This window comes from Kitasatospora sp. NPDC059722, from assembly GCF_042733235.1.
Taxonomy (GTDB): Bacteria; Actinomycetota; Actinomycetes; order Streptomycetales; family Streptomycetaceae; genus Kitasatospora.
Map to the genome: position 1 here is coordinate 210546 of NZ_JBHWGD010000001.1, position 25975 is coordinate 236520.

General features: G+C 73.6%; 23 protein-coding genes. 13 read left to right on the plus strand and 10 right to left on the minus strand.

The features are described 5' to 3' along the window. Positions 1–4: 4 nt before the first annotated feature. On the plus strand, positions 5–592 hold the full coding sequence (locus tag ACFV4F_RS00925; RefSeq protein WP_380437323.1) for a TetR family transcriptional regulator: 588 nt from the start codon (positions 5–7) through the stop codon (positions 590–592). A gap of 110 nt (positions 593–702) precedes the next feature. Then, on the plus strand, positions 703–1626 hold the full coding sequence (locus ACFV4F_RS00930; RefSeq protein WP_380499947.1) for an ADP-ribosylglycohydrolase family protein: 924 nt from the start codon (positions 703–705) through the stop codon (positions 1624–1626). A gap of 50 nt (positions 1627–1676) precedes the next feature. Here the strand turns inward: ACFV4F_RS00930 and ACFV4F_RS00935 are convergent, their stop codons facing one another. Continuing rightward, positions 1677–1943, minus strand: a complete 267-nt coding sequence (locus ACFV4F_RS00935) for a GlsB/YeaQ/YmgE family stress response membrane protein (RefSeq protein ID WP_380437327.1) — start codon at positions 1941–1943, stop codon at positions 1677–1679. Positions 1944–2134: 191 nt separating this feature from the next. On the opposite strand from ACFV4F_RS00935, the gene ACFV4F_RS00940 reads away from it, so the two are divergent. Then, entirely contained in the window at positions 2135–3373 is a 1239-nt protein-coding gene (locus ACFV4F_RS00940; protein WP_380499948.1) for a glycosyltransferase, read from the plus strand. 112 nt (positions 3374–3485) lie between these two features. Here ACFV4F_RS00940 and ACFV4F_RS00945 read toward each other — a convergent pair whose 3' ends face one another. The 4 genes from ACFV4F_RS00945 to ACFV4F_RS00960 all read right to left on the minus strand — a co-directional run bounded on the left by ACFV4F_RS00945 (position 3486) and on the right by ACFV4F_RS00960 (position 8474). After that, positions 3486–5003, minus strand: a complete 1518-nt coding sequence (locus ACFV4F_RS00945; RefSeq protein ID WP_380499949.1) for an NCS1 family nucleobase:cation symporter-1 — start codon at positions 5001–5003, stop codon at positions 3486–3488. Between the two features lie 77 nt (positions 5004–5080). Then, a complete protein-coding gene (locus tag ACFV4F_RS00950; RefSeq protein WP_380499950.1) occupies positions 5081–6094 on the minus strand; it encodes a TIGR03842 family LLM class F420-dependent oxidoreductase in 1014 nt (337 codons plus the stop codon). A gap of 95 nt (positions 6095–6189) precedes the next feature. Next, positions 6190–7620 (minus strand): dihydropyrimidinase, encoded by a 1431-nt coding sequence (gene hydA, locus ACFV4F_RS00955; RefSeq protein WP_380499951.1) that lies wholly within the window; start codon positions 7618–7620, stop codon positions 6190–6192. An 11-nt stretch (positions 7621–7631) separates the two neighbouring features. Beyond that, the gene (locus tag ACFV4F_RS00960) at positions 7632–8474 is read right to left on the minus strand and encodes a nitrilase-related carbon-nitrogen hydrolase (protein ID WP_380437335.1); all 843 of its coding nucleotides are present in this window, start codon (positions 8472–8474) and stop codon (positions 7632–7634) included. 503 nt (positions 8475–8977) lie between these two features. Here ACFV4F_RS00960 and ACFV4F_RS00965 point away from each other — a divergent pair. From ACFV4F_RS00965 to ACFV4F_RS01005, 9 genes are all read left to right on the plus strand, one after another. After that, the gene (locus tag ACFV4F_RS00965; protein ID WP_380499952.1) at positions 8978–12175 is read left to right on the plus strand and encodes a hypothetical protein; all 3198 of its coding nucleotides are present in this window, start codon (positions 8978–8980) and stop codon (positions 12173–12175) included. A gap of 125 nt (positions 12176–12300) precedes the next feature. Further along, positions 12301–12378 (plus strand): putative leader peptide, encoded by a 78-nt coding sequence (locus ACFV4F_RS00970; RefSeq protein ID WP_380386513.1) that lies wholly within the window; start codon positions 12301–12303, stop codon positions 12376–12378. A 196-nt stretch (positions 12379–12574) separates the two neighbouring features. Continuing rightward, positions 12575–13141 (plus strand): cysteine dioxygenase, encoded by a 567-nt coding sequence (locus ACFV4F_RS00975; protein WP_380499953.1) that lies wholly within the window; start codon positions 12575–12577, stop codon positions 13139–13141. Continuing rightward, positions 13135–13521 (plus strand): rhodanese-like domain-containing protein, encoded by a 387-nt coding sequence (locus ACFV4F_RS00980; RefSeq protein WP_380437341.1) that lies wholly within the window; start codon positions 13135–13137, stop codon positions 13519–13521. The genes ACFV4F_RS00975 and ACFV4F_RS00980 overlap by 7 nt, the downstream gene beginning before the upstream one ends. Before the next feature lie 323 nt (positions 13522–13844). Next, positions 13845–15002 (plus strand): ABC transporter ATP-binding protein, encoded by a 1158-nt coding sequence (locus ACFV4F_RS00985; protein WP_380499954.1) that lies wholly within the window; start codon positions 13845–13847, stop codon positions 15000–15002. Then, the gene (locus tag ACFV4F_RS00990) at positions 14992–15660 is read left to right on the plus strand and encodes an ABC transporter permease (protein WP_380445602.1); all 669 of its coding nucleotides are present in this window, start codon (positions 14992–14994) and stop codon (positions 15658–15660) included. The genes ACFV4F_RS00985 and ACFV4F_RS00990 overlap by 11 nt, the downstream gene beginning before the upstream one ends. Further along, on the plus strand, positions 15657–16346 hold the full coding sequence (locus ACFV4F_RS00995; RefSeq protein ID WP_380499955.1) for an ABC transporter permease: 690 nt from the start codon (positions 15657–15659) through the stop codon (positions 16344–16346). Before ACFV4F_RS00990 ends, ACFV4F_RS00995 begins: the two co-directional genes overlap by 4 nt. A gap of 204 nt (positions 16347–16550) precedes the next feature. After that, positions 16551–17525 (plus strand): ABC transporter substrate-binding protein, encoded by a 975-nt coding sequence (locus ACFV4F_RS01000; protein WP_380445598.1) that lies wholly within the window; start codon positions 16551–16553, stop codon positions 17523–17525. A 155-nt stretch (positions 17526–17680) separates the two neighbouring features. Then, entirely contained in the window at positions 17681–18268 is a 588-nt protein-coding gene (locus tag ACFV4F_RS01005; RefSeq protein WP_380499956.1) for a hypothetical protein, read from the plus strand. 110 nt (positions 18269–18378) lie between these two features. Here the strand turns inward: ACFV4F_RS01005 and ACFV4F_RS01010 are convergent, their stop codons facing one another. Further along, positions 18379–19749 (minus strand): hypothetical protein, encoded by a 1371-nt coding sequence (locus tag ACFV4F_RS01010; protein ID WP_380499957.1) that lies wholly within the window; start codon positions 19747–19749, stop codon positions 18379–18381. Positions 19750–20206: 457 nt separating this feature from the next. Here ACFV4F_RS01010 and ACFV4F_RS01015 point away from each other — a divergent pair, with 457 nt between their 5' ends. Then, entirely contained in the window at positions 20207–21952 is a 1746-nt protein-coding gene (locus ACFV4F_RS01015; protein WP_380499958.1) for a glycosyl hydrolase family 18 protein, read from the plus strand. A gap of 138 nt (positions 21953–22090) precedes the next feature. Here the strand turns inward: ACFV4F_RS01015 and ACFV4F_RS01020 are convergent, their stop codons facing one another. The 4 genes from ACFV4F_RS01020 to ACFV4F_RS01035 form a co-directional block, all read right to left on the minus strand. Beyond that, positions 22091–23290, minus strand: a complete 1200-nt coding sequence (locus ACFV4F_RS01020) for a multidrug effflux MFS transporter (protein WP_380489976.1) — start codon at positions 23288–23290, stop codon at positions 22091–22093. A gap of 315 nt (positions 23291–23605) precedes the next feature. Then, complete coding sequence (locus ACFV4F_RS01025; RefSeq protein WP_380445589.1) at positions 23606–24088, minus strand: hypothetical protein; 483 nt, start codon at positions 24086–24088, stop codon at positions 23606–23608. Between the two features lie 339 nt (positions 24089–24427). Further along, positions 24428–25306, minus strand: a complete 879-nt coding sequence (locus ACFV4F_RS01030) for an alkaline phosphatase family protein (protein ID WP_380445587.1) — start codon at positions 25304–25306, stop codon at positions 24428–24430. A gap of 211 nt (positions 25307–25517) precedes the next feature. Then, complete coding sequence (locus ACFV4F_RS01035; RefSeq protein WP_380500003.1) at positions 25518–25871, minus strand: hypothetical protein; 354 nt, start codon at positions 25869–25871, stop codon at positions 25518–25520. Positions 25872–25975 lie beyond the last annotated feature (104 nt).

Below are 25975 nucleotides of genomic sequence, written 5' to 3' on the forward strand. Positions count from 1 at the left end.
TCCCGTGACGACGGACACCACCCTCACCGCCGAGCAGATCCTGACCGCTGCGGAGGACGTCCTGCGGCGGTTCGGCCCGGCCAAGGCCACCGTCGTGGACGTCGCCCGGATCCTCGGCGTCAGCCACAGCAGCGTCTACCGCCACTTCCCGAGCAAGGCCGCGCTGCGCGAGGCCGTCACCCAGCGCTGGCTCGACCAGGCGCACTTCGTGCTCGCGAACATCTCGATCGAGGGCGGCCCGGCCGAGGAGCGGCTGCACCGCTGGCTGGTGACGCTGTTCGCGGCCAAGCGGAAGAAGGCGCTCGACGACCCGCAGCTGTTCGCGACCTACATGGTGCTGGTCGAGGAGAACAGCGGCACGGTCGAGGCGCACATCGACACGATGGTCCGCCAGATCGCGCAGATCGTCCAGGACGGCATGGAGAAGAAGGACTTCAAGCTCGCCCACATCCTCACGACGGCGCGCGCCGTCTTCGAGGCCACGGCGCACTTCCACGACCCCGCGTACGCGGGCGAGTGGTCCGACCCGAAGGCGAACGAGCGCTTCGAGGCCCTCTGGACGCTCATCCTCAACGGCCTGCGCGCCAGGTGACGGCGCACGTCCGGGCCCGGACGGGCCGGCGCCGGAGCGAAAACCGGTCGCCGGTCCGCCCGGTGTTCGTGCAGACTTCCGCGCACGGTTGATCTCACTCGGAGGATGACATGCGCGCGGGCACCACCGGTCCCGTTCTCGACAGCCTGCACGGGCTCGCCCTCGGCGACGCCTTCGGCGACCGCTGGTTCTCGGTGCCGCTCGACGAGGCCCCGGCCGCGCTCGCGGCGCGCCTCACCCGGCCCGCGCCGTGGCACTGGACGGACGACACCGCGATGGCACTCGTCCTCGTCCGCCACCTGGCGGCCCACGGCGAGATCCAACAGGACACGCTGGCCCGGGACTTCGCCGCGGAGTACGCCCGCGAGTACGGGCGCAAGTACGGCCCGTCGATGCACCGGGTGCTGCGCGCGATAGATCAGGGCGAGGACTGGCGGATCGTCACCGCCGCCCAGTTCGACGGGCAGGGTTCGCACGGGAACGGCACCGCCATGCGGGTCGCGCCGCTCGGCGCGTGGTTCGCGGACGACTTGGACGAGGTGGCCCGGCAGGCCGAACTCCAGGCGCTCACCACGCACTTCCACCCGGAGGCCGTCGCCGGCTCGGTCGCGGTCGCACTCGCCGCGGCGCTCGCCGTCCGCAGCCGGGGTCAGAACCCGCCCTCCCGCGCCGAGTTGCTGGCCGAGGTGGCCGGGCGGCTGCCGGACGGCGACGTGCGGTCCGGCCTGCGGATCGCCGCCCGACTGCCCGAGCACGCCAGTGTCCGGCACGCCGCGAACGTGCTCGGCTCGGGCTTCCGGCTGTCCGCGCCGGACACCGTGCCGTTCGCGCTCTGGTCCGCCGCCGGGCACCTGGACTCGCTGCCCGACGCCATCTGGCACACCCTCGAAGGCTGGGGCGACAAGGACACCGCCTGCGCCATCGCCGCCGGGGTGGTCGCCGCCCGGACCGGCCTCGCCGGCGTCCCCGCCGCCTGGCTGGCCGCCCGCGAGGACCTGCCGGACTGGGTCACCGAGCTGCCGGCGACCGCCTGACCGGCGCGGCGCCCGGCCGCCGTCCACCGGCCGCCGTCCACCGGGCCTGGTCAGCGCCGGGAGTTGCCGAACAGCAGCCGGTAGATGATCAGCAGTACGAGCGCGCCGCCGATCGCCGACGCCCAGGTCGCCAGGTCGAAGAAGTGCGTCGCCACCGGCCGGTGCAGGAAGCGCGCGGAGATCCAGCCGCCGACGAAGGACCCGGCGATGCCGATCAGGGTCGTCACGATCAGGCCGCCCGGGTCCCTCCCCGGCAGCAGCAGCTTGGCGAGGCCTCCCGCGATCAGGCCCAGCACGATCCAGGCGACGATGCTCATGTGCCCTCCCGTTCTCCAGCGGACGGCCCCGTCCGACCGCTCTGCCGGTACGGACGCCCGAGGGCGGTCCGCCGGTTCCGGCACGCACTGGCGGACGGTCGCCGACCGGGCCCCGTACACGGGCGGCCGCAGGGTGGACGCACGGGCGTGGCACCCTCCCGGCACGGCGGCGGCGCCGGGATACTGCGGCCATGCGCATCCTGATCGCCACCGCCGGATCGCGGGGCGACGTCGCCCCCTTCACCGGGCTCGGCACCCGCCTGCGAGCGGCCGGGCACCAGGTCGCCGTCGCCACCCACACCACGTTCGCCGACCAGGTGCGCGCCGCCGGACTCGAATTCCGCCCGCTGCCCGTCGACCCGCGGGCCGCACTCGCCTCGGACGAAGGGCGGCGCCTGCTGAAAGCCGGTTCGGGACCGCTCGTGGTACTCCGACTTCTGCGCCTGGGCCGTCAGTTCATGCCGGCACTCGGGGACGGCATCGCCGACGCCACCGCACTCGGCACCGACCTCCTGCTCACCACCAGCACCACCAGCGCGCTCGGCCAGGCCGCCGCCGAGGCCGCCGGCATTCCCAGCATCGGGCTCTACCTCCAACCGATCGCTCCCACCCGGGAGTTCGCACCGGCCGTGACGGGAACCCGGTCGCTCGGCGGGCCCGGCAACCTGCTCGCCGGCCACGCCGTCCAGACCGCGACGGACCAGCTCTTCGCCCCCGCCGTCCGCGCGCTGCGCCGCCGCCTCGGCCTGCCGCGCCTCAGCATCGCCCGCGCGCGGCACAACCACGCGGTCCTGCACGGGTTTTCGCCCACTGTCATTCCTCGGCCGACCGACTGGCACCCGCGCTTGGACGTCGCCGGGTACTGGTGGCCGTGCCCGGACCGGCGATGGCAGCCGCCGGAGCGTCTGCTGGACTTCCTTGCGGCGGGCCCGCCTCCGGTGTTCGTCGGATTCGGCAGCCTGGTCGTCCCCGATCCGGAGCGGCTCACCGCCACCGTCCTCGCGGCGGTCCGTGCCGCCCGGGTGCGCGCCGTCCTGCAGTCGGGGTGGAGCGAGCTCACCGCGGCGGACACGGACGATGTGCTCACGATCGGCGACACCCCGCACGAGTGGCTGTTCCCGCGGGTGGCCGCGGTGATCCACCACGCGGGCGCCGGGACCACGGCCGCGGCCCTGCGCTGCGGCACACCGGCCATCCCGGTGCCGGCCCAGCTGGACGCACCGTTCTGGTCGGCGCGCCTGGCTCGGCTCGGGGTCTCCCCCGGCCCGGTCCCCCTCCGCGACCTCACCGCCGCCCGCCTCGCGACCGCCATCCGCCGGACCCTCGACGATCCCCGGTACCGCGACCGGGCCGCGGGGGTGGCCGCCACGCTCGCCGCCGAGGACGGCACGGCGAAGGTCCTCGCGGCGGTCGAGCGGGCTGCCGGCTGACGGGGAGCGGTGCGCGCGACCAGCGACGGACGACAAGCAACGGACGACAGGTGACAGGTGACAACAAACAGATGACAGATAACAGAGTTTGAAATCTGTTATCTGTCATCTGTCAGTCGTCCGCCATCAGCCGCCCCCGCCACCCCAGCCCCGCGTACAGCACGAACGACGCCGCGAACCCGACCGCCCACCCGTAATCGGCGAGCGGCCTTAGCGCCGGCACCAGCCCGTCCGCCGGGAACGGCCCGCCGTGCGACCCGCCGACCGCCAGCACGCCGCCGACCACGAGCGCGGCCACGGCCCGCCAGTTCCACCCGCCCGCGTACCAGTACGCCCCGCCCGGCCGGTACAGCTCCGCGAGCCGGAGCCGGGTACGGCGCAGCACCCAGTAGTCGGCGATGAGCACCCCGGCGACCGTACCGAGCAGGCCGCCGACCACTCCGAGCCAGGTGTAGATGTACACGTGAGGGTCGGAGATCAGCTTCCACGGGAAGATAGCGATCCCGACGACGCCCGTCACGAGCGCCCCGGTCCGGAACCCGATGAACCTGGGCAGCAGGTTGGAGAGGTCGTAGGCGGGCGAGACGACGTTGGCGGCGATGTTCACCGACAGCGTCGCGACCAGGACGGTGAGCAGCGCGAAGAGGAGGCCGACCGGGCTCTCCATCTTCGCGGCGAGTTCGATCGGATCCCACACCGGCTTGCCGTAGACGGCCTGCGAGCCCGAGGTGACGAGGACGGAGAGCAGCGCGAAGAGCGTCATCGTCGTTGGGAGGCCGAGGGCCTGGCCGCGGATCTGGGCGCGCTGGCTGCCGCCGAAGCGGGTGAAGTCGGGGATGTTGAGCGAGAGCGTCGACCAGAAGCCGATCATGCCCATCAGCGCCGGGAAGAAGACCTTCCAGAAGCCGCCGCCCCAGCCGAGTTGGGACGGCTGGTCGAGCAGTGGCCCGAGTCCGCCGGCCTTGAGGGCCATCCAGACGAGGAGCGCGAGGGCGCCCACGATGACGAAGGGCGCGGCCCAGTTCTCGAAGCGCCGCAGCGTTTCCATGCCCCGGGCGATGATGGCCATCTCGATCAGCCAGAAGATCAGGAAGGAGAGCCACTGCGTCCACGGGTAGCCGCCGAACTCGCCCGCGGTGCGCCAGGATTCGCCGAGGAGTTTGCCCGCGAGCAGGAAGATGCCCTCGCCGCCGATCCAGGTCTGGATGCCGAACCAGGCGCACGCGACGGCGGCCCGGATGAGGGCGGGCAGGTTGGCGCCGCGCAGCCCGAAGGAGGCGCGGGCGAACACCGGGAACGGGATGCCGTACTTGGTGCCCGCGTGTCCTGTGAGCAGTATCGGCGCGAGCACGATGAGGTTGGCGAGGGCGATGGTGAGGACGGCCTGCTTCCAGTCCATGCCGAGTGCGACGAGGCCGGAGGCGAGCGTCCATGAGGGGATGTTGTGGGCCATGCCGACCCAGAGGGCGAGGAAGTTGTAGGTGGTCCAGGTCCGCCGCGCCACCGGGACGGGCCGCAGGTCGTCGTTGGTGAAGCCGTTGGGCGGCAACTCCCCGCTGGACGGGTCGAGTTCGACCCGTCCGTCGGAGTGCTGCAGCTGTCCGCCGCCGGTGGTCGCGGTGTCGGCCATGGGTAACTCCCCTATCCGTTCCCGGGTGTGGTCCGTGCAGGGCGTGACCGCCTTGGGCGCCACGGCGCGGTCGCGCGTCACAACTGCGGGATGACGTCCGTCCCGTAGGCGTCGATGGTGGCCTCGACGGCGTCGTGCATCGCGTAGACGGCGAACTGGTCGACGCCGAGCGAGCGGAGTTCCTCCAGCCGCGCGAGCTGCGCCGCGGGGGGCCCGATGAGGCAGAAGCGGTCGACGATCCCGTCCGGGACGAAGGCGGTGTCGGGGTTCCCGGCGCGGCCGTGGTGGCTGTAGTCGTAGCCCTGGCGGTCCTTGATGTAGTCGGTGAGGGCGTCCGGGACGAAGTCGGAGTGCTCGCCGTAGTGGTTGACGAGGTCGGCGACGTGGTTGCCGACCATGCCGCCGAACCACCGGCACTGCTCGCGGGCGTGGGCGAGTGCGGCGGGCGAGTCGTCGGCGGTGACGTAGGCGGGCGCGGCCACGCAGATGGTGACGCTGTCGGGGTCGCGGCCGGCCTCGACGGCGGCGGCCCGCACCGCCTTCACCATGTACTCGGTGAGGTAGGGGTCGGCCAACTGCAGGATGAATCCGTCCGCTTGGCGTCCGGTCAGCGCGAGCGCCTTCGGCCCGTACGCCCCCATCCAGATCGGCAGGGAGGCGCCGGGCCGCACCCACGGCAGGTGCATCTCGGTGCCGTCCACCTCGACGGTGCGTCCCTCGGCCAACTCCTTGATGGCGTGCATGGCGTGGGAGAGCCGGTCGAGGGTGGCGGGGCGGCGTCCCGCGACGCGCATGGCGGAGTCGCCGCGGCCGATGCCGCAGACGGTGCGGTTGCCGTACATGTCGTTGAGGGTCGCGAAGAGGGAGGCGGTGACCTCCCAGGTGCGGGTGGAGGGGTTGGTGACCATCGGGCCGACGGTGAGCCGTTCGGTCTCGGCGAGGATGCGGCTGTAGATGACGAAGGGTTCCTGCCACAGGACGCAGGAGTCGAAGGTCCAGCCGTGGCTGAACCCGGCCCGTTCGGCGCGGATCATCCGGTCGACGAGCAGGCGGGCGGGCGGATCGGTCTGCAGGACGAGGCCGATGTCCATCGGTGGCTCCAGGAAGGGGACGGGGCCGCCGCCCGGGGCCGGAAGGAGCCCGGGCGGCGGACGGACCGGAGGAGGAGGGGAAGGGAAGGGCGGTGTCAGACCAGGTACTGGCAGGTGTCGCGGCGCAGGAAGGTGCCGTGTCCGGCGCGGCCGAGCCACCTGTCGCCGTCGAGGACGACGGTGCCGCGCGAGAGCACCGTCCGCGCCCGGCCGGTGAGTCGGCGTCCCTCGTAGGCGGAGTAGTCGACGTTCATGTGGTGGGTGGCGGCGGAGACGGTCTGCACCGCGGTGGGGTCGTAGACGACGATGTCGGCGTCGGCGCCGGGCGCGATGGTGCCCTTGCGCGGGTGCAGGCCGAACATGCGGGCCGGCGTGGTGCAGGCGATCTCGATCCAGCGGCGGCGGGTGAGGTGCCCGTCGACGACGGCCTGGTGGAGGAGGTCCATCCGGTTCTCCACGCCCGGAAGGCCGTTGGGGATCTTGGAGAAGTCGCCGCGCCCGAGTTCCTTCTGCCCGGCGAAGCAGAACGGGCAGTGGTCGGTGGAGACGACCTGGAGGTCGTTGGCGCGCAGCCCCCGCCACAGGGCCTCCTGGTGCTCGCGCGGCCGAAGGGGCGTGCTGCACACGTACTTGGCGCCCTCGAAGCCGTCCGCGCCCTCCTCGGCGAGGTTGTCGGTGGAGAGGAACAGGTACTGCGGACAGGTCTCGCCGAAGACGTTGAGCCCGGCGTCGCGGGCCTGGGCGATCTCGGCGAGGGCGGAGGCGGCGGAGACGTGGACGACGTAGAGCGGGCTGCCGGCCACCTGGGCGAGCTTGATGGCCCGGTGGGTGGCCTCGGCCTCCAGGAGTTCGCGGCGCACCTCCCCGTGGTAGCGGGGCGCGGCGTGCCCGGCGGCGAGCGCCTGTTCGACGAGGACGTCGATGGCGATGCCGTTCTCGGCGTGCATCATGACAAGCCCGCCGTTGGCGGCGCCGCGCTGCATGGCGCGCAGGATGCGGCCGTCGTCGCTGTAGAAGACGCCGGGGTAGGCCATGAAGAGCTTGAAGGAGGTGGACTCTCCGGAGTCGACGAGCGCGTCCATCTCCTTGAGGACGCCGTCGGTGACGTCGGAGACGATGGTGTGGAAGGCGTAGTCGACGGCGCAGTTTCCGTCGGCCTTGGCGTGCCAGGCGTCCAGGCCCTCGCGCAGGGAGCCGCCGACGGGCTGGACGGCGAAGTCGACGATGGTGGTGGTGCCGCCCCAGGCGGCGGCGCGGGTGCCGGTCTCGAAGGTGTCGGAGGCCGCGGTGCCCCCGAAGGGCAGTTCCATGTGGGTGTGGGCGTCGACGCCGCCCGGGATGACGTAGTGGCCGGCGGCGTCGATGACGGTGTCGGCGGTCCAGGCCCCGGCGGCGGAGCTGCCGGTGGTGGCGAGGGCGGCGACGCGTTCGCCCTCGATGAGGACGTCGGCGTGGAGTTCGTCGGCGGCGGTGATGACGAGGCCGCCGCGGATGACGGTGCGGTGGCGGGGGTCGGGAGTGGTCATCGGGGTGCTCCTCAGGCCTCGGCGAGCGGTCCGTAGGCGTCGGGGCGGCGGTCGCGGTAGAAGGCCCACTGCTGGCGGACCTCCTCGATCAGGCCGAGGTCGAGGTCTCGGACGACGAGTTCCTCCTCCTTGTCGGAGGCGACCTCGCCGACGAACTGGCCGCGCGGGTCGACGAAGTAGGAGGTGCCGTAGAAGTCGTTGTCGCCGTACTCCTCGGTGCCGACCCGGTTGATGGCGGCGACGAAGTACTCGTTGGCGACGGCGGCGGCGGGCTGTTCGAGCTGCCAGAGGTAAGCGGACAGGCCGCGGCTGGTGGCGGAGGGGTTGTAGACGATCTGCGCGCCGGCGAGGCCGAGGGCGCGCCAGCCCTCGGGGAAGTGCCGGTCGTAGCAGATGTAGACGCCGACCTTGCCGACGGCGGTGTCGAAGACGGGCCAGCCGAGGTTGCCGGGCTTGAAGTAGTACTTCTCCCAGAAGCCCTTGACCTGCGGGATGTGGTGCTTGCGGTACTTGCCGAGGTAGCGGCCGTCGGCGTCGATCACGGCGGCGGTGTTGTAGTACACCCCGGCCTGCTCCTCCTCGTACACCGGGACGACGATGACGAGACCGAGCTCGCGGGCCAGGTCCTGCATGCGGCGGACGGTGGGGCCGTCGGGCACGGCCTCCGCCCAGCGGTAGTGCTCGGGCTCCTGGACCTGGCAGAAGTAGGGGGCGTTGAAGACCTCCTGGAAACCGATGATCTTCGCGCCCCGGGCGGCTGCCTCGCGGGCGTACCGCTCATGGAGGGCGATCATGCTCTCCTGGTCGCCGGTCCAGCGGGTCTGGACGAGCGCGGCACGGACGATCTGCGACATGGGTACCTCCGCAACTCCGGGGCCCGGCCGGGGAGCCGGGCCTGCGGTGTGAGGGTTGACGGGGTGGCTCTGGCCTGCGGCGCGCAGGCCGGTGTGCGGGGTCGCGGCACGGTCTCCGCGCGCCATTCCGCGCACGCTCGGCAGGCGTGGCAGGGGCTCCGCGTGCGTCCACGCGGAGCCGCGTGCGGCGGCGTGCGTCTACGTGCGTAGAAATTGCGATCTGTCGACCGTAGGCCGGGTTCGGTGGCCTGACAATACGTTGGGGGTAACGCGTCCGGGGCGATCTTGTTACACGGACACGCGGGTCCGCCTGGACGGGATGAATCGGTCATCTACCCCGGGAGTGCGCTCCTTACTCATTCGAGTGAATCCGGGCGTTCCGGGTGCCGGTTCCGGCCAAGGTGGGTAAAACGCGCGTGGACGCCGCTTCGGACCGTTACCGTGCGGCGGCGCAGCGCGACTTCGCCCGCCGGCGCGGGCCCGGGGATCAGGGGGTGGCAGGCATGACGACGGCTCTCGGGAGGGCGGTGCGCAAGGCGCCGCCCGGGCTCGGTCCCGGCCGCCTGCTCGCGTGGGCGCAGCGGGCGGATCCGCCGGCCGGCCCGCCCGCCGTGCCGGCGTGGGCGGGTCTGCTGCTGGCGCTCGGCGCGCTGCTGCCCGTCGCCCTCGGCAGTCTGCTGTTCCGCCGGATGGCGCCGCCCGGCGGGGTGGTGGCGCTGCGGCTGGCCGGTTCGCGGACGGCCGCGCTGGCGGCGCTCGGCGGCCGCGCCGGGGACGGGCCGGCCGCCCTCCGGGCCGACGCCTGGCTCACCGGCGGCGCCGGTCTGACCCTGGCCGCCGCCGCGCTGCTCGGCCTGTACGTGTTCGGGCGGGCGCGCTGGCGGCTGACCGCGCTCGCCGCCGGGGGTGCCGGGCTGCTCGCGGCGTGCTGCGCCTTCGCGGCGGACGTGCTGCTCGCCCGCGCCCTGGACCGCCCGGACGGTTCGGACGCGCCGTTCGCCGTCGCCTCGGGGCTGGCCACCACGGCGTGGCTGCTGCTCCTGCCCGCCGGGGCCGCGGCCGCGGGGGCGCTCGCCGTCACCGCCGTCCGAGCGGTGCGGGGGCTGCGGTCCCGTCCACCCGTCACGGCCCCGGGCCCGGACGGGGACGCGACGCCCGGCGGCTCCCCCGACCGTCCCGCGCTGATCCCGCCCTGGCCGGTCGTCACCACGCACGGGGCGCTGTGGCCACCGCACAACGGCGCACCGGGCTCCCCTCCCGAGGCGCCCGCGGACGCCACCGCCCGGGCGGGCCAGGCCCGTTGGCGTGACGGCTCCCGGGTGCCGCCGGGGCGCGAACCCGCCGAGCTGGGCTTCTGCGCCTCGGGCGGCGGCATCCGCTCGGCCTGCGTCACGCTCGGCGCGCTCCAGTCGCTGCGGCCGTGGCTGAGACGGGCGCGGTACCTGGTCTCCGTCTCGGGCGGCGGCTACGCGGTCGGCGCGATGCAGCTCGCGCTCAGCGACTCCGCGCCCGGCGCCTCCGTGCACGCCGTCTCGGGCCTGACGGCCGACACCGTGCTGGAGCCCGGCTCCCCCGAGGAGGACCACCTCCGCCGCCACGGCAAGTACATCGCCGACGGCTCGGGCGAGTGGCTGGTCGCCCTCGGCACGCTGCTGCGCGGCGTGATCTCGGCGTTCACGCTGCTGCTCACCGCCGTCCTGGTGGTCGGCCTCGGGCTCAGCCGGTTCTACCGGCTCGTGCCGGTCACTCCGCTGGACGGCCTGGCGGCGGCCGGGCTGCGCACCGGCGGGGCGGGGTCGCCGGGGGCGCTGGTCCTCCGCGCGCCCGCCGTCACCGTCCTGGCCGTCCTGCTCGTCACCGCCGCCGCGTGCTGGCTGCTCTCGGTACTCGTGTTCCCCCCGCTCGGCTGGGACGCCGTGCTGCCGCGCTTGCTCCGCCGGCTCTTCCAGGGCAGCCTCGCGCTGGCCGCGCTGGTGGCCACCGGCGTCCTCGCGGTGCCCGTGCTGGCGTGGAGCGCAGTGCGGCTCCAGGCCGCGCTGGCCGCGGGCCCGCGGCTCACCGGCGCCGGGCTCAGCCTCACCGTCGTTCTCAGCTACCTCGCGCTGCTGCTCGGCATACTCTGGCGCGACCGCCGGACGATCCGCCGGGGCGCGGCGGCGGTCGCCGGGGCGCTGCGCGGAGCGGGCCGGTTCGGCGGCGGCCTCACCGCCAACCTCCCCCAGTACGTGGTGGTGTGGGCGGCGCTGGCGGCCCTGGCGGCCGGATCGCTGCTCGCGCTCGGCTGGGCGGTCGCGACCGGGTACGCGTGGCCGACGGCCGTCCAGGTGGCGCTGCCGCTGGTGCTCGGCGCGGTCGGGCTCAACCTGGACCAGACGTGGATGAGCCTGCACCCGTTCTACCGGCTGCGGCTGGCAAGGGCGTTCGCGGTCCGCCGGGTCACCGAGGGCGGCGCGGTGGTGGCCCGGCCGTACGACTTCTTCCGCGAGGAGACGTGGCTCAGCCACTACGGCGCCCGGCACCCGGACTTCCCCCAGGTGATCTTCTCGGCGGCGGCCAACCTCTCCGGGGACACCCGCACCCCGCCGGGCCGCCGGGCGGTGTCCTTCACGCTGTCGCACGACTACGTGGGCGGTCCGGACGTCGGCTACGCCCGCACCGACCTGCTGGAGCGGCGGACCCGGCGGCACATCGCCCGGGACCTCACCGTGCAGTCGGCGATGGCCGTCTCGGGGGCGGCGTTCTCCTCGGCGATGGGCCGTCAGTCCAAGGCGTACCAGGGGCTGTTCGCGGTCACCAACGCACGGCTCGGCACCTGGCTGCCCAACCCGGCCGTGCTGGGCCCGGACTGGTCCGGCGTGCCGGACTGGCGGCGCCCCGCGCAGCCGGCCGTACGGCGGCTGCAGTACCAACTGCGGGAGCTGACGGGGCGGTTCCCGATGGACGACCGGTTCCTGCTGACCACCGACGGCGGGCACTACGAGAACCTGGGCCTGGTCGAACTGCTGCGCCACGGCGTCCGGACGGCGGTCTGCATCGACGCCAGCGGCGACTCCGGGTACGCGGCCAACCTCGCCGCCGCGATCACGCTGGCGCGCGAGGAGCTGGGCGTCGTCATCACGCTGCACGATCCGGAGGTGTTGATTCCGGGGAGCGCCGCGGAGCAGGTGGCACAGGCCACCCAGGCAGCGCAGGCCGCGGCCGCTGACGGCAGGGCGTCGTCGGACGGGCCGCAGCCGTTGCGGGGGCTCGCGGCGCAGCTGTCCGCGCGGCTGTCGGAGCGGGCGGTGGTCACGGGGGACATCCACTATCCGGTGCCGCTCGCGAGTCTCGCCGGCGCGGGCGAATCCGGTGGGAGCGGATCCGGCGGGAGCGATGACGCCCGGCACGGCACGCTGATCGTCGTCCAGGCCGCCCTGACCGCCGACATGCCGTACGAGCTGCTGTCCTACGCGGTGGGCAACGCGGCGTTCCCGAACGACCTGACCAGCGACCAGTGGTTCGACCACCGGCAGTTCGACGCGTACCAGACGCTGGGCCGCTATCTGGGCGACCAAGCGGCTCCGCTGGTCGAGGCCGCGCTGGCGGCGCAGCGGGTGGCCGGTGGCGGGGCGGGGCCCGTACCGGCGCAGTCGCCCGGCAGCGCGGGTACGGCCCGATCGGCCGTCACTCCCCCGGCGCCGCGGCGCTCTGCCGAGGGGTGACGCGGGCCTGGAGACGAGGGTGGAAGGAGCGGGGTGTCCGAGGTGTGAGCAGGATTGGTCCGAGGTATGGACGCACTGCGGGTCCCGCTTGACTCCCGCCGCGCGGGTCGGGAAGGATCCGGACCATGGATTCCGGCACCACCCTGGTCTGCCGCCTGCACGTCGATCTGCGACGCCAGGCGAGCTCCATGTGTGCCTGTTGACCTTGCCCCTCCGCGCCGGTTCCGCCCTGTGACGTCTGCCAGGGCCCGCGCCGCGCACCCGCATCCGCAGTTCTGAACCCGCCCCCGCCCGGTGCACCCCTCGCGCTGCCGTGCCGCTCCTTCGGCACCGCTCCGCCGCGGCTCCCGGACGGCGGGCGCACCCTCCCGACGTTCCCGCCGCACCCGAGGACGCCCAATGAGCCTGGACCTCGCCCCCGACCGTCCACCCACCGCCGCCACGAACACCGACGCCACGTACGCCGCCGACACCCACGCCGCCGCCGACACAGCCGTCGAGGAAGCCCGCGCGCCGCTCACCCCGAACGCCCTGCGCGCGATCGTCCGCGAGCTCGCCGAGCGGCCCGACCAGTGGATCCACCACGTCCGCCTGTCGACGGACGAGCGCTGGTACCGGCGCCTGGTGGCCGACGACGACCACGAGGTGTGGCTGATCAGCTGGCTGCCCGGCCAGTCCACCGGCTTCCACGACCACGGCGGCTCGCGCGGCGCCTTCACCGTCGCCCTCGGCGAACTGGAGGAGCTCTCGCTCGGCGGCCCGGACCAGGGCCTGCTGATCCGCCGCGTCCCGGCGGGGACGGCCCGCGCCTTCGGCCCCGAGTACGTGCACGACGTGCGCAACACGGCGTCGGGCCCGGCCGTCACCCTGCACGCCTACTCGCCCCCGCTGAGCTCGATGGCGCACTACGACCTGCGGGCCGGCGGGCTCGTCCGCACCTCCGAGGAAGGACCGGAACAGTGGTGACCACGATCGACGACCTGGTGGAGCGGGCCCGCGAGGGCGTGTACCGCCCGCGCGCCCGGGAGGCGTACCAGGCGCAGCTGGACGGCGCGTTGCTGGTGGACATCCGTCCGGCGGCGCAGCGGGCGGCGGAGGGGGAGATCCCCGGGGCGCTGATCATCGAGCGCAACGTGCTGGAGTGGCGGCTGGACCCGACGGGCGGCCACCGGATCCCGCAGGCGTCGGGGTACGACGTCGAGTGGATCGTGGTGTGCTCGGAGGGGTACGCGTCGAGCCTGGCCGCGGCGTCGCTGCGCGAACTGGGGCTGCACCGGGCGACCGACCTGGACGGCGGTTTCGTCGGCTGGGCGGCGGCCGGACTGCCGACCCGTCAGGGCGGCTGAACGGCGGCTCGACGACGACTGAACAGCGGCGCGACCGACCGGCTTGACTCCCCGACGGAGCCCTGCCGCAGCGGCTCCGCTCCTCGTGACAGGCGGTAAATAAGGGACAGGAGATGATGTAAGTCATAGTCTGATCAGAGTTTCCGCCGGTCCGAAGCCGGGCAGCCACGCGGGCGGAAGAACGCCCGGGCAGGAGATCCGACAGGCACCACCGCGGTCCGCACCGCCACCGTTTGTCGACAAAACTGCCATCAACCGAGAGACCGACGACAGACCGACCAACGGCGCCGCCACCGCGGGGCGCCCGGACGAGGAAACTCCCCGTGATCAGATTCGACGGCGCCGGCAAGCGCCACCCCGACGGCACCACCGCCGTCGAGGGCCTCGACCTGGACGTGCCGACCGGACGGATAACCGTCCTGGTCGGACCGTCCGGGTGCGGCAAGACCACCCTCCTGCGCATGGTCAACCGGATGGTCGAGCCCACCTCGGGCCGGGTGCTGCTGGACGGCGCGGACGTCGCCGGGCTGGAACCCGCCAAGCTGCGCCGCGGCATCGGCTACGTGATCCAGCAGGCCGGGCTCTTCCCGCACCGCAAGGTGATCGACAACGTCGCCACCGTGCCCTACCTCCTCGGCTGGGACCGCAAGAAGGCCCGCGCCCGGGCCGCCGAACTGCTCGACCTCGTCGGGCTCGCGCCCGAGACCGCCAAGCGCTACCCGTTCCAGCTCTCCGGCGGCCAGCAGCAGCGCGTCGGCGTGGCCCGCGCCCTGGCCGCCGACCCGCCCGTGCTGCTGATGGACGAGCCGTTCAGCGCCGTCGACCCGGTGGTGCGCGCCGGGCTCCAGGAGGAACTGCTGCGCCTCCAGTCCGAACTGCACAAGACGGTGCTGTTCGTCACCCACGACATCGAGGAGGCCGTCCGGCTCGGCGACCAGGTCGTCGTGCTGCGCGGCCAGGGCCGGATCGCCCAACTGGCCGACCCGCACACCCTGCTCACCGCGCCCGCCGACGACGACGTCGCCGCCTTCCTGGGCCGGGATCGCGGCCTGCGCGGCCTCGGCCTGCGCCCGGCGAGCACCGTCGCCACCCGCCCACTGGCCGGCGGACTGCGCTTCGGCGGCTGGGAGCTGGCACTGGACGACGAGCGCCGCCCGATCGGCTGGATCGACCGCGACGCCCCCACCGCCGAACTGCGCCCGGCCCCCGGCTACCGGCCGGACACCGACACGCTGCGCACCGCGCTCGACGCCGCCGTCCTCTCCCCCGCCGGGGTCGCCGTGGCCCTCGACTCCGACGGCCGGGCCACCGGCACGGCGGACCGCGAGGCCGTCCTCCGCGCCCTGACGGCGCCGGGCGGCACGGCCGCCGCCGCCCCGAGCGACACCGGGACACTCGTGAAGGGCGAGGAGAGGGACGGGGAGAAGGCCGAGGCGAAGAGCGCGGCGGACGGCAAGGGCGGGGCCACCGGTGGACGATGAACCGATCGTCCGCTGGTACTGGATCGGCGACCACCTCGGCTACCTCGGCAACCTGCTCGCCGACCACGCCGTGATCGCCCTGGTCCCGGTGCTCATCGGCCTGCTGGTCGCCGTCCCGCTGGGCCTGGCCTGCGCCCGCTTCCCCCGCGCCTACCAGCCGCTCGCCGCCGTCTTCAACATCGTCTACGCGCTGCCCGCCGTGGCCGTCTTCATGCTGCTCATCCCGTACACCGGCCTCGCCACCCAGGCCACCGTCATGATCCCGCTCACCTTCTACGCGCTCGCCGTGCTCCTGCCCACCACCGTGGACGGGCTGCGCGCCGTGCCGGACGCCGTCCGGCAGGCCGCCACCGCCATGGGCTACGGGCCGTGGCACCGGCTGACCGCCGTCGAACTGCCCGCCGCCGTGCCGTACCTGATCGCCGGACTGCGGGTCGCCGCGGTGTCCAGCATCTCGCTGGCGAGCGTCGGCGCGCTGGTCGGGCGCGGCGGCCTCGGCTACCTGTTCATGGACGGGTTCCAGCGCACCTTCCCGACCCCGATCGTGGCCGGCATCGCGCTGATCGCGGCACTCGCGCTGACCGTCGACCTGGTGCTGGTGGGGGCGCGGCGGCTGCTCGCGCCCTGGGCCGTCCGCGAGAAGGGAGCGGGCCGGTGAACTGGCTCTCGTGGCTGAGCGACTTCTTCTCCGCCCCGGATCACCGCAGCGGTCCGGACTCGATCGCGCACCGGATCGCCGAGCACCTGGCGTTCTCCGGTGAGGCGCTGCTGTTCGCCGCGCTCGTCGCCGTCCCGCTCGGGCTGCTGATCGGCTACACCGGACGCGGCGTCACCGCCGTCACGGCGCTGGCCGGGTTCGCCCGCGCGCTGCCCACCCTGGGGCTGGTCACGCTCGCGGTGCTGCTCGCCGGGGTCGGCGACACGGCGGTGCTCGTCCCGCTGGTCGCGCTCGCGGCCCCGCCGCTGCTGGTCGCGGCCGTCGAGGGAGTGCGTGGCACCGACCCGGACGTGCGCGACGCGGCGCGCGGCATCGGGCTGACCCACCCGCAGGTGCTGTGGCAGGTGTGCCTGCCGTCCGCGGCGCCGACGCTGCTGGCGGGCTTCCGCACGGCGGCCGTCCAGGTCATCGCGACCGCGACGGTGGCCGCGTACGTCGGGCTCGGCGGCCTCGGCCGGTACGTGTTCGACGGGCTGGCCACCCGCAAGTACGCGGTGACGGCGGGCGGCGCGGTGCTCGTGGTGCTGCTCGCGGTCGCCGCCCAGCTGCTCTTCGTCCTGCTCGCCCGGTACGCGCTGCCGCGCGGGGTGCGCGCCCAGCGCCGGGCCGCCGACCGGACCCGCTGACTTCGGCCAGCCGGCATTGACCTGCCGACTCGCGCCCGTTGGCTTCGGCCCGTCGGCTTCGGCCCGTCGGCTCCGGCCCGTCGGCTTTGTCCCGTCGGCTTTGCCCCGTCGCCTTGAGCCCATTGCCTTGGGCCCGTTGATGCGGGTCCGCGGCCGGATCCCCTGAACCTCTGTCTCCATCGTCTCGGAAGGACACCTGTCACCATGTCGACAATTCGCAGAACCAGGCGCGCCGCCGTCCTCGGCACTCTCGCTGCCCTCGCCCTCGGCGCCACCGCCTGCGGCTCCTCCGGCGGGAACCCGCTCGACAGCGGCTCGTCCTCGGCGGCAGCCGGCGGCGGCGCGAGCACGGCCGCCGGGAGCGGGGGTGCGGGCGGCGGCGCCGGCGACGGCGGGACCGTCGTGGTCGGCTCCGCGAACTTCCCCGAGAACGTGCTGCTCGGCTCGATCTACTCGCAGGCGCTCAAGGCCAAGGGCGTCAAGGTCGAGGAGAAGTTCAACATCGGCAGCCGGGAGGTGCTCTACGGGCAGCTGCAGAGCGGCAACCTCACCGTCCTGCCCGAGTACAACGGCGCCCTGCTCGCCTACCTGGACGCCAAGTCCACCGCCACCGCCAAGGACGACGTCAACGCGGCGCTGACCAAGACCCTGCCGGCCTCGCTCGGGATCCTGGACTCCTCCCCCGCCGAGGACAAGGACTCCCTCAGCGTCACTCAGGAGACCGCCGACAAGTACGGGCTCAAGACCGTCGCCGACCTGGCCGCCAAGGCGGGCGAGTTCACGATCGGCGGGCCGCCGGAATTCAAGTCCCGCCGCGAGCAGCAGTTCAAGGACGTCTACGGACTGACCTTCAAGGAGTGGAAGCCCACCGGCGACACGACGGCCAACGCGCTCAAGGACGGCGCCATCCAGGTCGGCAACGTGTTCACCACCGACCCGAAGATCGTCCAGTTCAAGCTCGTCCCGCTGGCCGACCCGAAGGGAGTCTTCGGCGCGCAGAACGTCACCCCGCTGGTCAACAAGGCCGGGGTGGGGCCGACGGCGACGGCCGCGCTCAACGCGGTGTCGGCCAAGCTCGACACGACCGGGCTGACGGCGCTGATGAAGCGCGTGTCGGTCGACAAGGAGGACCCGTCCGCGGTGGCCAAGGACTGGCTGAAGGCCAACGGGCTGGGCTGACGGATTGCGGGCGACCGCCGGCAGATGACGGGTAACAGGTAACAGCTGACAGATAACAGATTTCAACATCTGTTATCTGTCAGCTGTTCGCCGCCCACCGTTACCCCAGCCTGAGGGCCTTCCCTCCCGCGCCGCGAACATGACAGTGTGACGCCATGCGCACTCGTCTCCTCGCCGCCACCCTCACGGCTTTCGCCGCGGTGAGCCTCGCCGCGTGTTCCAGCTCCGGCTCGACTTCCGCCTCGGACTCCGGAGCGGGCACCGGCACCTCAACATCCGCGGCTGCCTCCCCCACTTCGGCCGCCGCCTCCGCCACCGCAACCCCCGCCCCCGGAGCCACCCCGCCCACGGACGCCTCGACGGGCTCCGCCGCCGGGGACGCGTCCGGAGGTTCGGGCGCGACCGGCGGTTCGGGTACCGCGGGCGGGTCGGCGCCGGCCAAGCCCGCACCGCCCACCGACGCCGGAATGCCCGCCAAACCGGGCACCGACGTCACCGCCAAGCTGGTCGCCGCGCTGGACGCGATCGACCCGGCGATCGTCGGCGGCAAGCCCGACCAGGCCATCGACCGGGCCCGCAGCCAGTGCCAGTCGATGTACCAGTTCCCCAAGGACAAGGCGAAGCTGGTCGAACTGGCCGACCAGCGCTTCACCACCCCCGACCACCCGCAGGGCTTCGGGCCGGACAAGGCCGCGAAGATCAACGAGGCGCTGCGCACGACCCTCTGCCCGCCGCCGGCCTGACCCGGCGCGGCGCCCCCGCGCGCCCGGTGTCCTGAGCGCCGGGCCGCCGCGGCCGCGCGTCGTCAGCAGACGCGCGGCCGTGGCACCTCGGACACCCACACCCAAGTGCCCTACCGGAAGCGGGAGCTGGGCACCGGACCACTCGTGCGGCAGCGGTCGCGCGGGCCGTCCAGCCAGCGTTCGCGCACGGCGCGGGCGAAGGCCGCCAGCGCCTCGTCCGGGTCGGACGGGGTCTCGCCGTCGCCGCCGTCCGGGGCCGGGTCGGCGGCCAGGATCTCGGCCGTCAGCTCCTCGGCCGGGCGCTCGTCCGGCTCGTTGCCGAGCATCCGCCACGGCGGAGCCACGGTCTGGCCGAGCAGGCCACTCACGTCCGCGGTGACCGGCGGCGTGTCGGTCCAGCAGGTCGCGTGCTCGTACAACACCTCGCCCGCGGAGCGCGTGCGCAGCGCCGTCAGCGTTTCCGGGCCGATGCCCTCGACGTCGCTCAGGTCGTAGGCCACGACCACGGTGTCCCCGGTGCCCGGCTGGTACGGCCGGGCGGGCAGGCCGAGCAGCTCGGCGGCGGCGAGGCCGAGGGCCCGGTCGGCCCGGCCCGGCAGCAGCGAGACCGACTGCGGGCGCACACCGGCGGCGTCCAGGAGCAGGCGAAGCCGCTCCAGCCCGTGCCGGCACAGGCCGTAGGAGTCCTGGAGGAAGGCGTAGCGGCCGGTCATTCCCGCCGTGAACCCGTACGGGGAGAGGGTGGCGAGCAGGCCGCCGGTGAGGGCGAAGTGCCAGCCGCGCAGGTCCTGACGGTTCAACGGGTCCGTGGTGGACGCGGCGGCCTCGACGGTGTCGGCCCGGCCGAGGGCGCGGCGCACGCGGTCGGCGGCGGGGCGCCACTGGTCGTCGGGGGCGGAGAGCCGGTCGAGGGTGGTGCGGGCGGTGGTCCGGTCTCCGGCCATCAGGGCGTTGTAGGCGAGGAGGTAGCGCTCGGGCCAGTCCCGGAGGACGGACTCGTGGGCTTGCAGGGCGGTGACGGCCTCGGCGTGCCGTTCCTCGTCCTCCAGGGCGGAGACGAGTTCGGCGAGGATCGGCAGGCGGTTGTCGGGGCCGGGCTTGCTGCGGCCGAAGAGGCCGCGCTTGGTCTTCTCGCCCTCGCGGACCTCGGCGGTGGCGATGCGCAGGGCCTCGGCGAGCGCGGGTGCGGCGAGGAAGGCGGCGCCGCGTTCGACGCAGGCGTAGCCGTACTTGTAGAGGGCGACGGCGTCGGGGGTGCCGGCCCCGGTGGCGCTCCCGGCGGTTTCCCCGCTCGCGGTGGCGAGGCGGGCGGCGGCCTCGGCCAGGTCGTCGAAGCCGCTGCCGGCGGCCAGCCGTTGGACCAGCGGGGCTACCTGGGCGGCGGGCACGTCCTCGGCGAGGGCGCGCAGTTCGCGCAGGACGGCCTGCGGGTCGCCGGCTTCCAGGTGGCGCCAGGCTTCGTCCAGCGAGGGGGTCGTCACAGGGCTGTTCCTCCGGGGTGGGTGTGGTGCCGTGTCGGGCGTCCTGTCGGACAAGGGTCCGATCCTCCCGGACGGGGTTCGGTGTCCACAATCCAATAACCGGCCCTGGGTCCGGCCGCCCGCCTTCGGCGGCTCCCGACGGCGGCCGGGGCCGTGCGGTGACGAACCGCAAGGCACCTTGACAGAGAAGTGGTCTAGTCCAACCATAAGCATGTCGATCCGACCGGGATGCACTGTGGGGGTGTGACCACCGGCGGCCGAGGCACCGCCCTGCCCTGTTCCGCTCCCCCCCGAACCCGCCCGGCGCGCGCGTCCGCACCACCCGCACCGCCGTTCGCCGCCGCGCGAGTCCGCGGACACCGCCTGCCCCGAGCACGCCGCCCCGCTCCCCGCCGCGCTACCCGTACGTCCCTGTGCCGCCCCAACGTCCTGCCCCACCATGTCTGTTGGAGAATCGATGCGTCTACGCAGAACCATCCAGGCGGCCCTGACGGCCTGTGCCACGCTGGCCGCCTCGGCCGGCCTCGTCGCCGCCGGGACGGGCTCCGCCCAGGCCGCGACCCCGCTCCCCAGCCGGGTCTTCGCCCCCTACTTCGAGTCCTGGATCGGCCAGAGCCCCGCCACGCTGGCCGCGCAGTCCGGCGCCAAGTACCTGACGATGGCCTTCCTCCAGGCCTCCGCGAAGGGCTCGTGCACCCCGTACTGGAACGGCGACACCTCGAAGCCCGTCTCCTCCTCGACCTTCGGCGCCGACATCGCCACCATCCGCGCCAACGGCGGGGACGTGATCCCGTCCTTCGGCGGCTACACGGCCGACCACAACGGCACCGAGATCGCGGACAGTTGCACCGACGTCAACCAGATCGCGGCCGCCTACGAGAACCTCGTCACGACGTACGACATCAGCCGGATCGACCTCGACATCGAGGACAACTCGCTCACCGACTCGGCGGGCATCGACCGCCGCAACAAGGCGATCAAGCTGGTGCAGGACTGGGCCGCGGCCAACGGCCGTTCCGTCCAGTTCTCGTACACGCTGCCGACCACCACGAGCGGACTGGCCGACAACGGACTCTCCGTGCTGCGGAACGCGATCGGGAACAACGCGCGGATCGACGTCGTCAACATGATGACCTTCGACTACTACGACGGCGCCACCCACGACATGGCCGCCGACACCCAGACCTCCGCGCAGGGCCTGTACAACCAGCTGGCCACGCTCTACCCCGGCAAGTCCCCGGCGCAGCTGTGGGGTTCGATCGGGATCACCGAGATGGTCGGCATCGACGACTACGGCGCGGCCGAGACCTTCACCGTGGCCAACGCGACGACCGTGTACAACTGGGCGGTGTCGAAGGGCCTCAACACGCTGTCCTTCTGGGCGCTCCAGCGCGACAACGGGGGCTGCCCGGGCACGGCCGGGAACGACTCGTGCTCCGGGATCGCCCAGAACGCCTGGGACTTCACGCACATCTTCGCGCCGTTCACGAGCGGCACGCCGACGACGAACGACTTCTCGGTGGCCGTCAACCCGAACTCCGGTACGGTGGCGGCCGGTTCTTCCACGTCGGCCTCGATCGCGACGGCCGTGACGTCGGGCTCGGCGCAGAGCGTCAGCCTCTCGGTGAGCGGCGCCCCGGCGGGCGTCACCGCCACCGTCACCCCCGGCAGCGTCACCGCCGGCACCGGCGCCACGCTCAGCGTCACGACGACGGCGGCGGCCGCGGCCGGCACGTACCCGCTGACGGTGAAGGCGAGCGCTCCGTCCGGTACGCACACCGCCACCTACACGCTGACCGTCACCGGCAGCACTCCGCCTCCCGGTGGTCTGGCCAACGGCGGCCTGGAGAGCGGCAGCCTCGCCCCGTGGACCTGCCAGGGCGGGGGCGCCGTGGTGAGCACGCCGGTCCACTCCGGCTCGTACGCGCTGCAGGCCGCGCCGACCGAGAGCCAGACCGGCGAGTGCACCCAGACCGTCACCCTGAAGCCCAACACCAGCTACACGCTGAGCGGCTGGGTGCAGGGCAACTACGCCTACCTCGGCGTCAGCGGCGGGGCGAACGCCAGCACCTGGACCAACTCCGCCGGCTGGACGAAGCTGAGCATCCCGTTCACCACCGGCGCCACCGGCACCGTGACGGTCTACCTGCACGGGTGGTACGGGCAGGGGAACGTGTACGGCGACGACTTCGCGATCGGCTGACAGGGCCGACTGACGGATAGCGGGAAACGGATAGCCGGTAACGGATAACAGCTGACAGATAACAGATGTTGAAATCTGTTATCTGTCAGCTGTTCGTCGTCCGCCGTCCCCCGTCAGCCGTCGGCCGTCGGCCGCCCCTCAGCCCGCCTGGCTCCCCGTACGCCCCGGGACCTCGGCCCGCGCCTGCCACGGCCGACACAGCGCCACGTACGCCGCGCTCGCCAGCACCGCGCTCGACAGCACGACCACCGCCAGCAGCACCGCCGACGGCCGCCCGCCCAGGCTGCTCAGCGGTGCGACCAGCGCCCCGCACAGGAAGTTGCCGGTCCCCAGCAGCGCCGAAGCCGTCCCCGCCGCCTGCGGCTCGACCAGACCGAGCGCCTGCGCCGCCGAGTTCGGCAGGATCATCCCCATGCTGCCCATCATCACGAACAGCGCCGGGCAGACCCCGAGCAGCCCGAAGTCCCACACGGTCGTCACCAACACCAGCGCCACGCCCGCGACCACCGCCAGGCCCAGCCCGGCCAGCATCAGCGCGCCCGCCGTGAAGCGCCGCGCCAGCACCCGCCCGTTGATCTGCGTCATCCCGACGATGGCCACCGAGTTCAGCCCGAACAGCAGGCTGTAGGTCTGCGGCGACACGTGGTAGACGTGCTGCAGCACCGTCGACGACCCGCTGATGTACCCGAACAGCGCCCCGAACCCGAACGTGCCCGTGAGCATCAGCCCGAGGAACGGCAGGTCGCGCAGCAGCCCGCCCATCGTCCGCAGGGTGGACCCGAACCCTCCGCCGTGCCGCGCCTGGGCGGGCAGCGTCTCGCGCAGCGCGCCGAACGCCACCAGCGCGAGCAGCAGCCCGAGCGCCGTCAGCGCCCCGAAGGTGCCGCGCCACGACGTCACCCGGAGCAGCTGCGCGCCGACGATCGGCGCGAGGATCGGCGCCAGCCCCGATATCAGGGTGATCGAGGCGAGGAACCGGAGCATCGCCACGCCCTGGAAGCGGTCCCGGGCGACGGCCCGTCCGATGACCAGTCCGGCGGCCCCGGCCGCGCCCTGGACGAACCGGGCGGCGATCAGCAGCGGCAGGTTGGGCGCGATCACGCACACCGTGCTGGCCAGGGTGTAGAGGACGAGCCCGGCGAGCAGCGGCGGGCGGCGTCCGAAGCGGTCGCTGAGCGGCCCGAACAGGAGCTGTCCGGCCGCCACCCCGAACATCGAGAACGTGAGGGTGAGCTGCACCGCGGCCGGATCGGCGGCGAGGTCGTCGGCGATCGCGGGCAGGCCCGGCAGGTAGAGGTCGGTGGTCAGCGGGCCGAGCGCGACCAGGCCGCCGAGCACGGCTACGGTGCCCCGGCCGGGACCCGCCGGGGCCGCCGAAGCGGCCGCAGTGGCCGCAGCGGCTGGAGTGGCCGAATCGGCTGGAGCCCCGGCTGGGGCCGACGACAGGTCGGTGGTGGGGCCGGCGGCAGGGCCGGGCGTCTCGTCGGACGGGCCGGCGCTAGGGCCGGGGCCGGGGCCAGGCATGGGGCTCCCTTGCTGGACGGGCGGGACGGGGCGGGACGGGTTTGTCCACGCTCCGTCCTATCGCAGCCCGGCCCCGCTCCGACAGCGGGGGCACCGGACCGTTCACCCGTCCGCCCGGGGCCCCGTGCCTCAGCGCTTCTCGGGACGCTCCGCCCGCATGGCCGCCTGGACGGCGGCGCCGTCCTGCCAGGCGTAGAGCTGGTTGCCGGAGAGCATCACGTTGTAGTGCCCGCAGGTGCCGGTGGCCTTGCCCGCGACGCCGTCGGGGAACCAGCCCGCCTTGAGCGACACCGGCACTGGGTGCACCCCCTTGCCGGTCAGCCCGGTGGTGCAGCCGACGGGCAGCCGCCCCTCGGGGAGGGTGGCGCGCAGCAGGCGGTCGTCGCCGGTGGTCGACATCAGGTAGCGGACGGCGGAGGCGTTGTCGGGCAGCCAGCCTGGCATCGAGTGACGGTCGGCCTTGGCCTCGCTGCCGGTGGCGTACGAGACCTGCTCCTGGTGGCGGCCGTCGTACCACTCGGACACGCGTGGGCCGATGACGACGGCGGCCACGGCGACGGCCATGCCCGTCCCGGCGACTCCGAGCGCGACCTTGCTCACGATGCCCTTCATGTCCGCCTGCCCTCTCCCTGTCCGGTTTCCGTGTCCGCTGTCGGTGCGGGTGTCGAGTGTTCCGTTCGGCCCGTGGTGTTCCCCCGGCCGGTGTAACCATCCTGGCCCGCGCCGGACGGCCGGGGCGTCACCACGAGGTCGCGATCACGCCTCCATCCCACGGGGTAGCCTCTCCACCTTCAGACGTACGTGCCGCCACCCGCGGTTTCGGGTGACGGGCGCCGCGCCGGCGGTGTGCGCCGGAGCGGTGCCGGGGTCCCGATAGAGCGTCACTCAAGTCCGGCCCGTGCGCAGCCCGGTGTGCTGCACCCGGGGCACCGGCCCCGTACCGTACACCCGTCAGACGGCGGCGGGCACCGGCCGGGAGACGGGGAACGGGCGGCCGTCGAGGGTCCAGTGCGGGTCGATCGGGCGCAGCAGGGAGGCGTACACCTGGGCGGCGACGTCGGGGTGGCGGATCTCCCCGGTGGGCGGGCCGGCGGGGATGCCGTGGCCGGCGCAGGCGACCCAGGCGGTGCGCTCCTCGGTGGTGCGGCCGCCGTGGCCGCCGGCGTCGACGTGGCCGTGGTCGGTGACGACGATGACGGTCCACTGTTCGTCGGCGTGGGTGGCGCGGCCGCGGACGGCGTCGAGGAGGCGGCCGAGGCGTTCGTCGGCGTTGCGCATGGCGGCGCGGTACTCGTCGCCGCAGCCGAGGAAGTGGGCGGTCTCGTCGACGGCGCCGAGGTAGACGAAGGAGGCTTCGGGGTCGGCGGTGGCGAGGACGTGGACGGCCTCGCGGGTGACCTCCTCGTCGACGGTCTCCCAGGCTTCGGGGGTGTCCTCGGCGGGGGCGATGTAGGAGAGGCGGCCGGGGGCGCGGAAGAGGGGGCCGCCGGACTCGTTGATCATCAGCGGGTCCCAGCCGGCGGCGACGAAGGTGCGTCGGCGGTCGCCGCGGTTGAGGCGGGTGGCGAAGTCGGGGAAGACGTCGAGGCGGTTGCCGGCGAGGTGGTTGCCCCAGACGCCGTGCTTGGCGGGCTCGACGCCGGTGACGATGGTGGCCCAGCAGGGCCCGGACATGGTGGGGGTGGTGTCCGCGACGGTGACGGGCACGAGGAACCCGGCGTCGGCGACCTCCGTGAGCCGCGGCATCGGCACGTGCTCCAGGTAGTCGTACCGGACGCCGTCGATACCGACGACGAGCACGCGGGGGCGGGGCCACGGGGCAGCGGTCATGGGGGTTCCTTTCGGTCGTGCGCATCCGGCGCGCGCCCGCCGAGGGCGCCGCCGACCGCGCCATGGTTCACCGCTCGCCGTACCGGTTGGTGTCCGGCCACCGAACGGGCGGTGTCCGTGGGGTGTCGGGCGATTGTCCTTGCACCCCGCCGGTCGGCGGGGGTCGGAGGTCGGGGGGCGGTCGACGGCGGGCGACGGCGGGCGGCGGGCGTCAGGCCTGCGGCCGGAACTCGTGGACGACCTCGATCCGGCCGACGATGTGCCGGTTGAACTCCACCAACTCCTCCGCCGGCACCCAGAGTTCGAGGATGGTCCGGCCACCCGCCCGCTGGACGGGGTAGCGGGCGAGGAAGTCCGTCTCGACCTCGAAGCGGGTGACGTAGCCGACGCCGGAGGCCGGGACGTTCCAGTCGCGGGCGATCCGGACCGCGTAGTCCTCGTTCAGGACGGGGTAGAAGATCGGCTGCTCGGGCAGGCGGGGCGGCCAGGCGCGCCAGTCGGCGGCCTCGACCAGGGCCAGTTCCTCGGGGCCGGTCGGGCGCCAGAGGGTCGTGGTGGCGGTCAGGGCGCTCGGTGTGGTCGAGGCGCTCGCCGTGGTCGGGGCGTCCTGTGCGGTCGGGGCGCCCTGCGTGGTCTGGCCGTTCATGGGAGGGGACGGTAGCCGAGCCC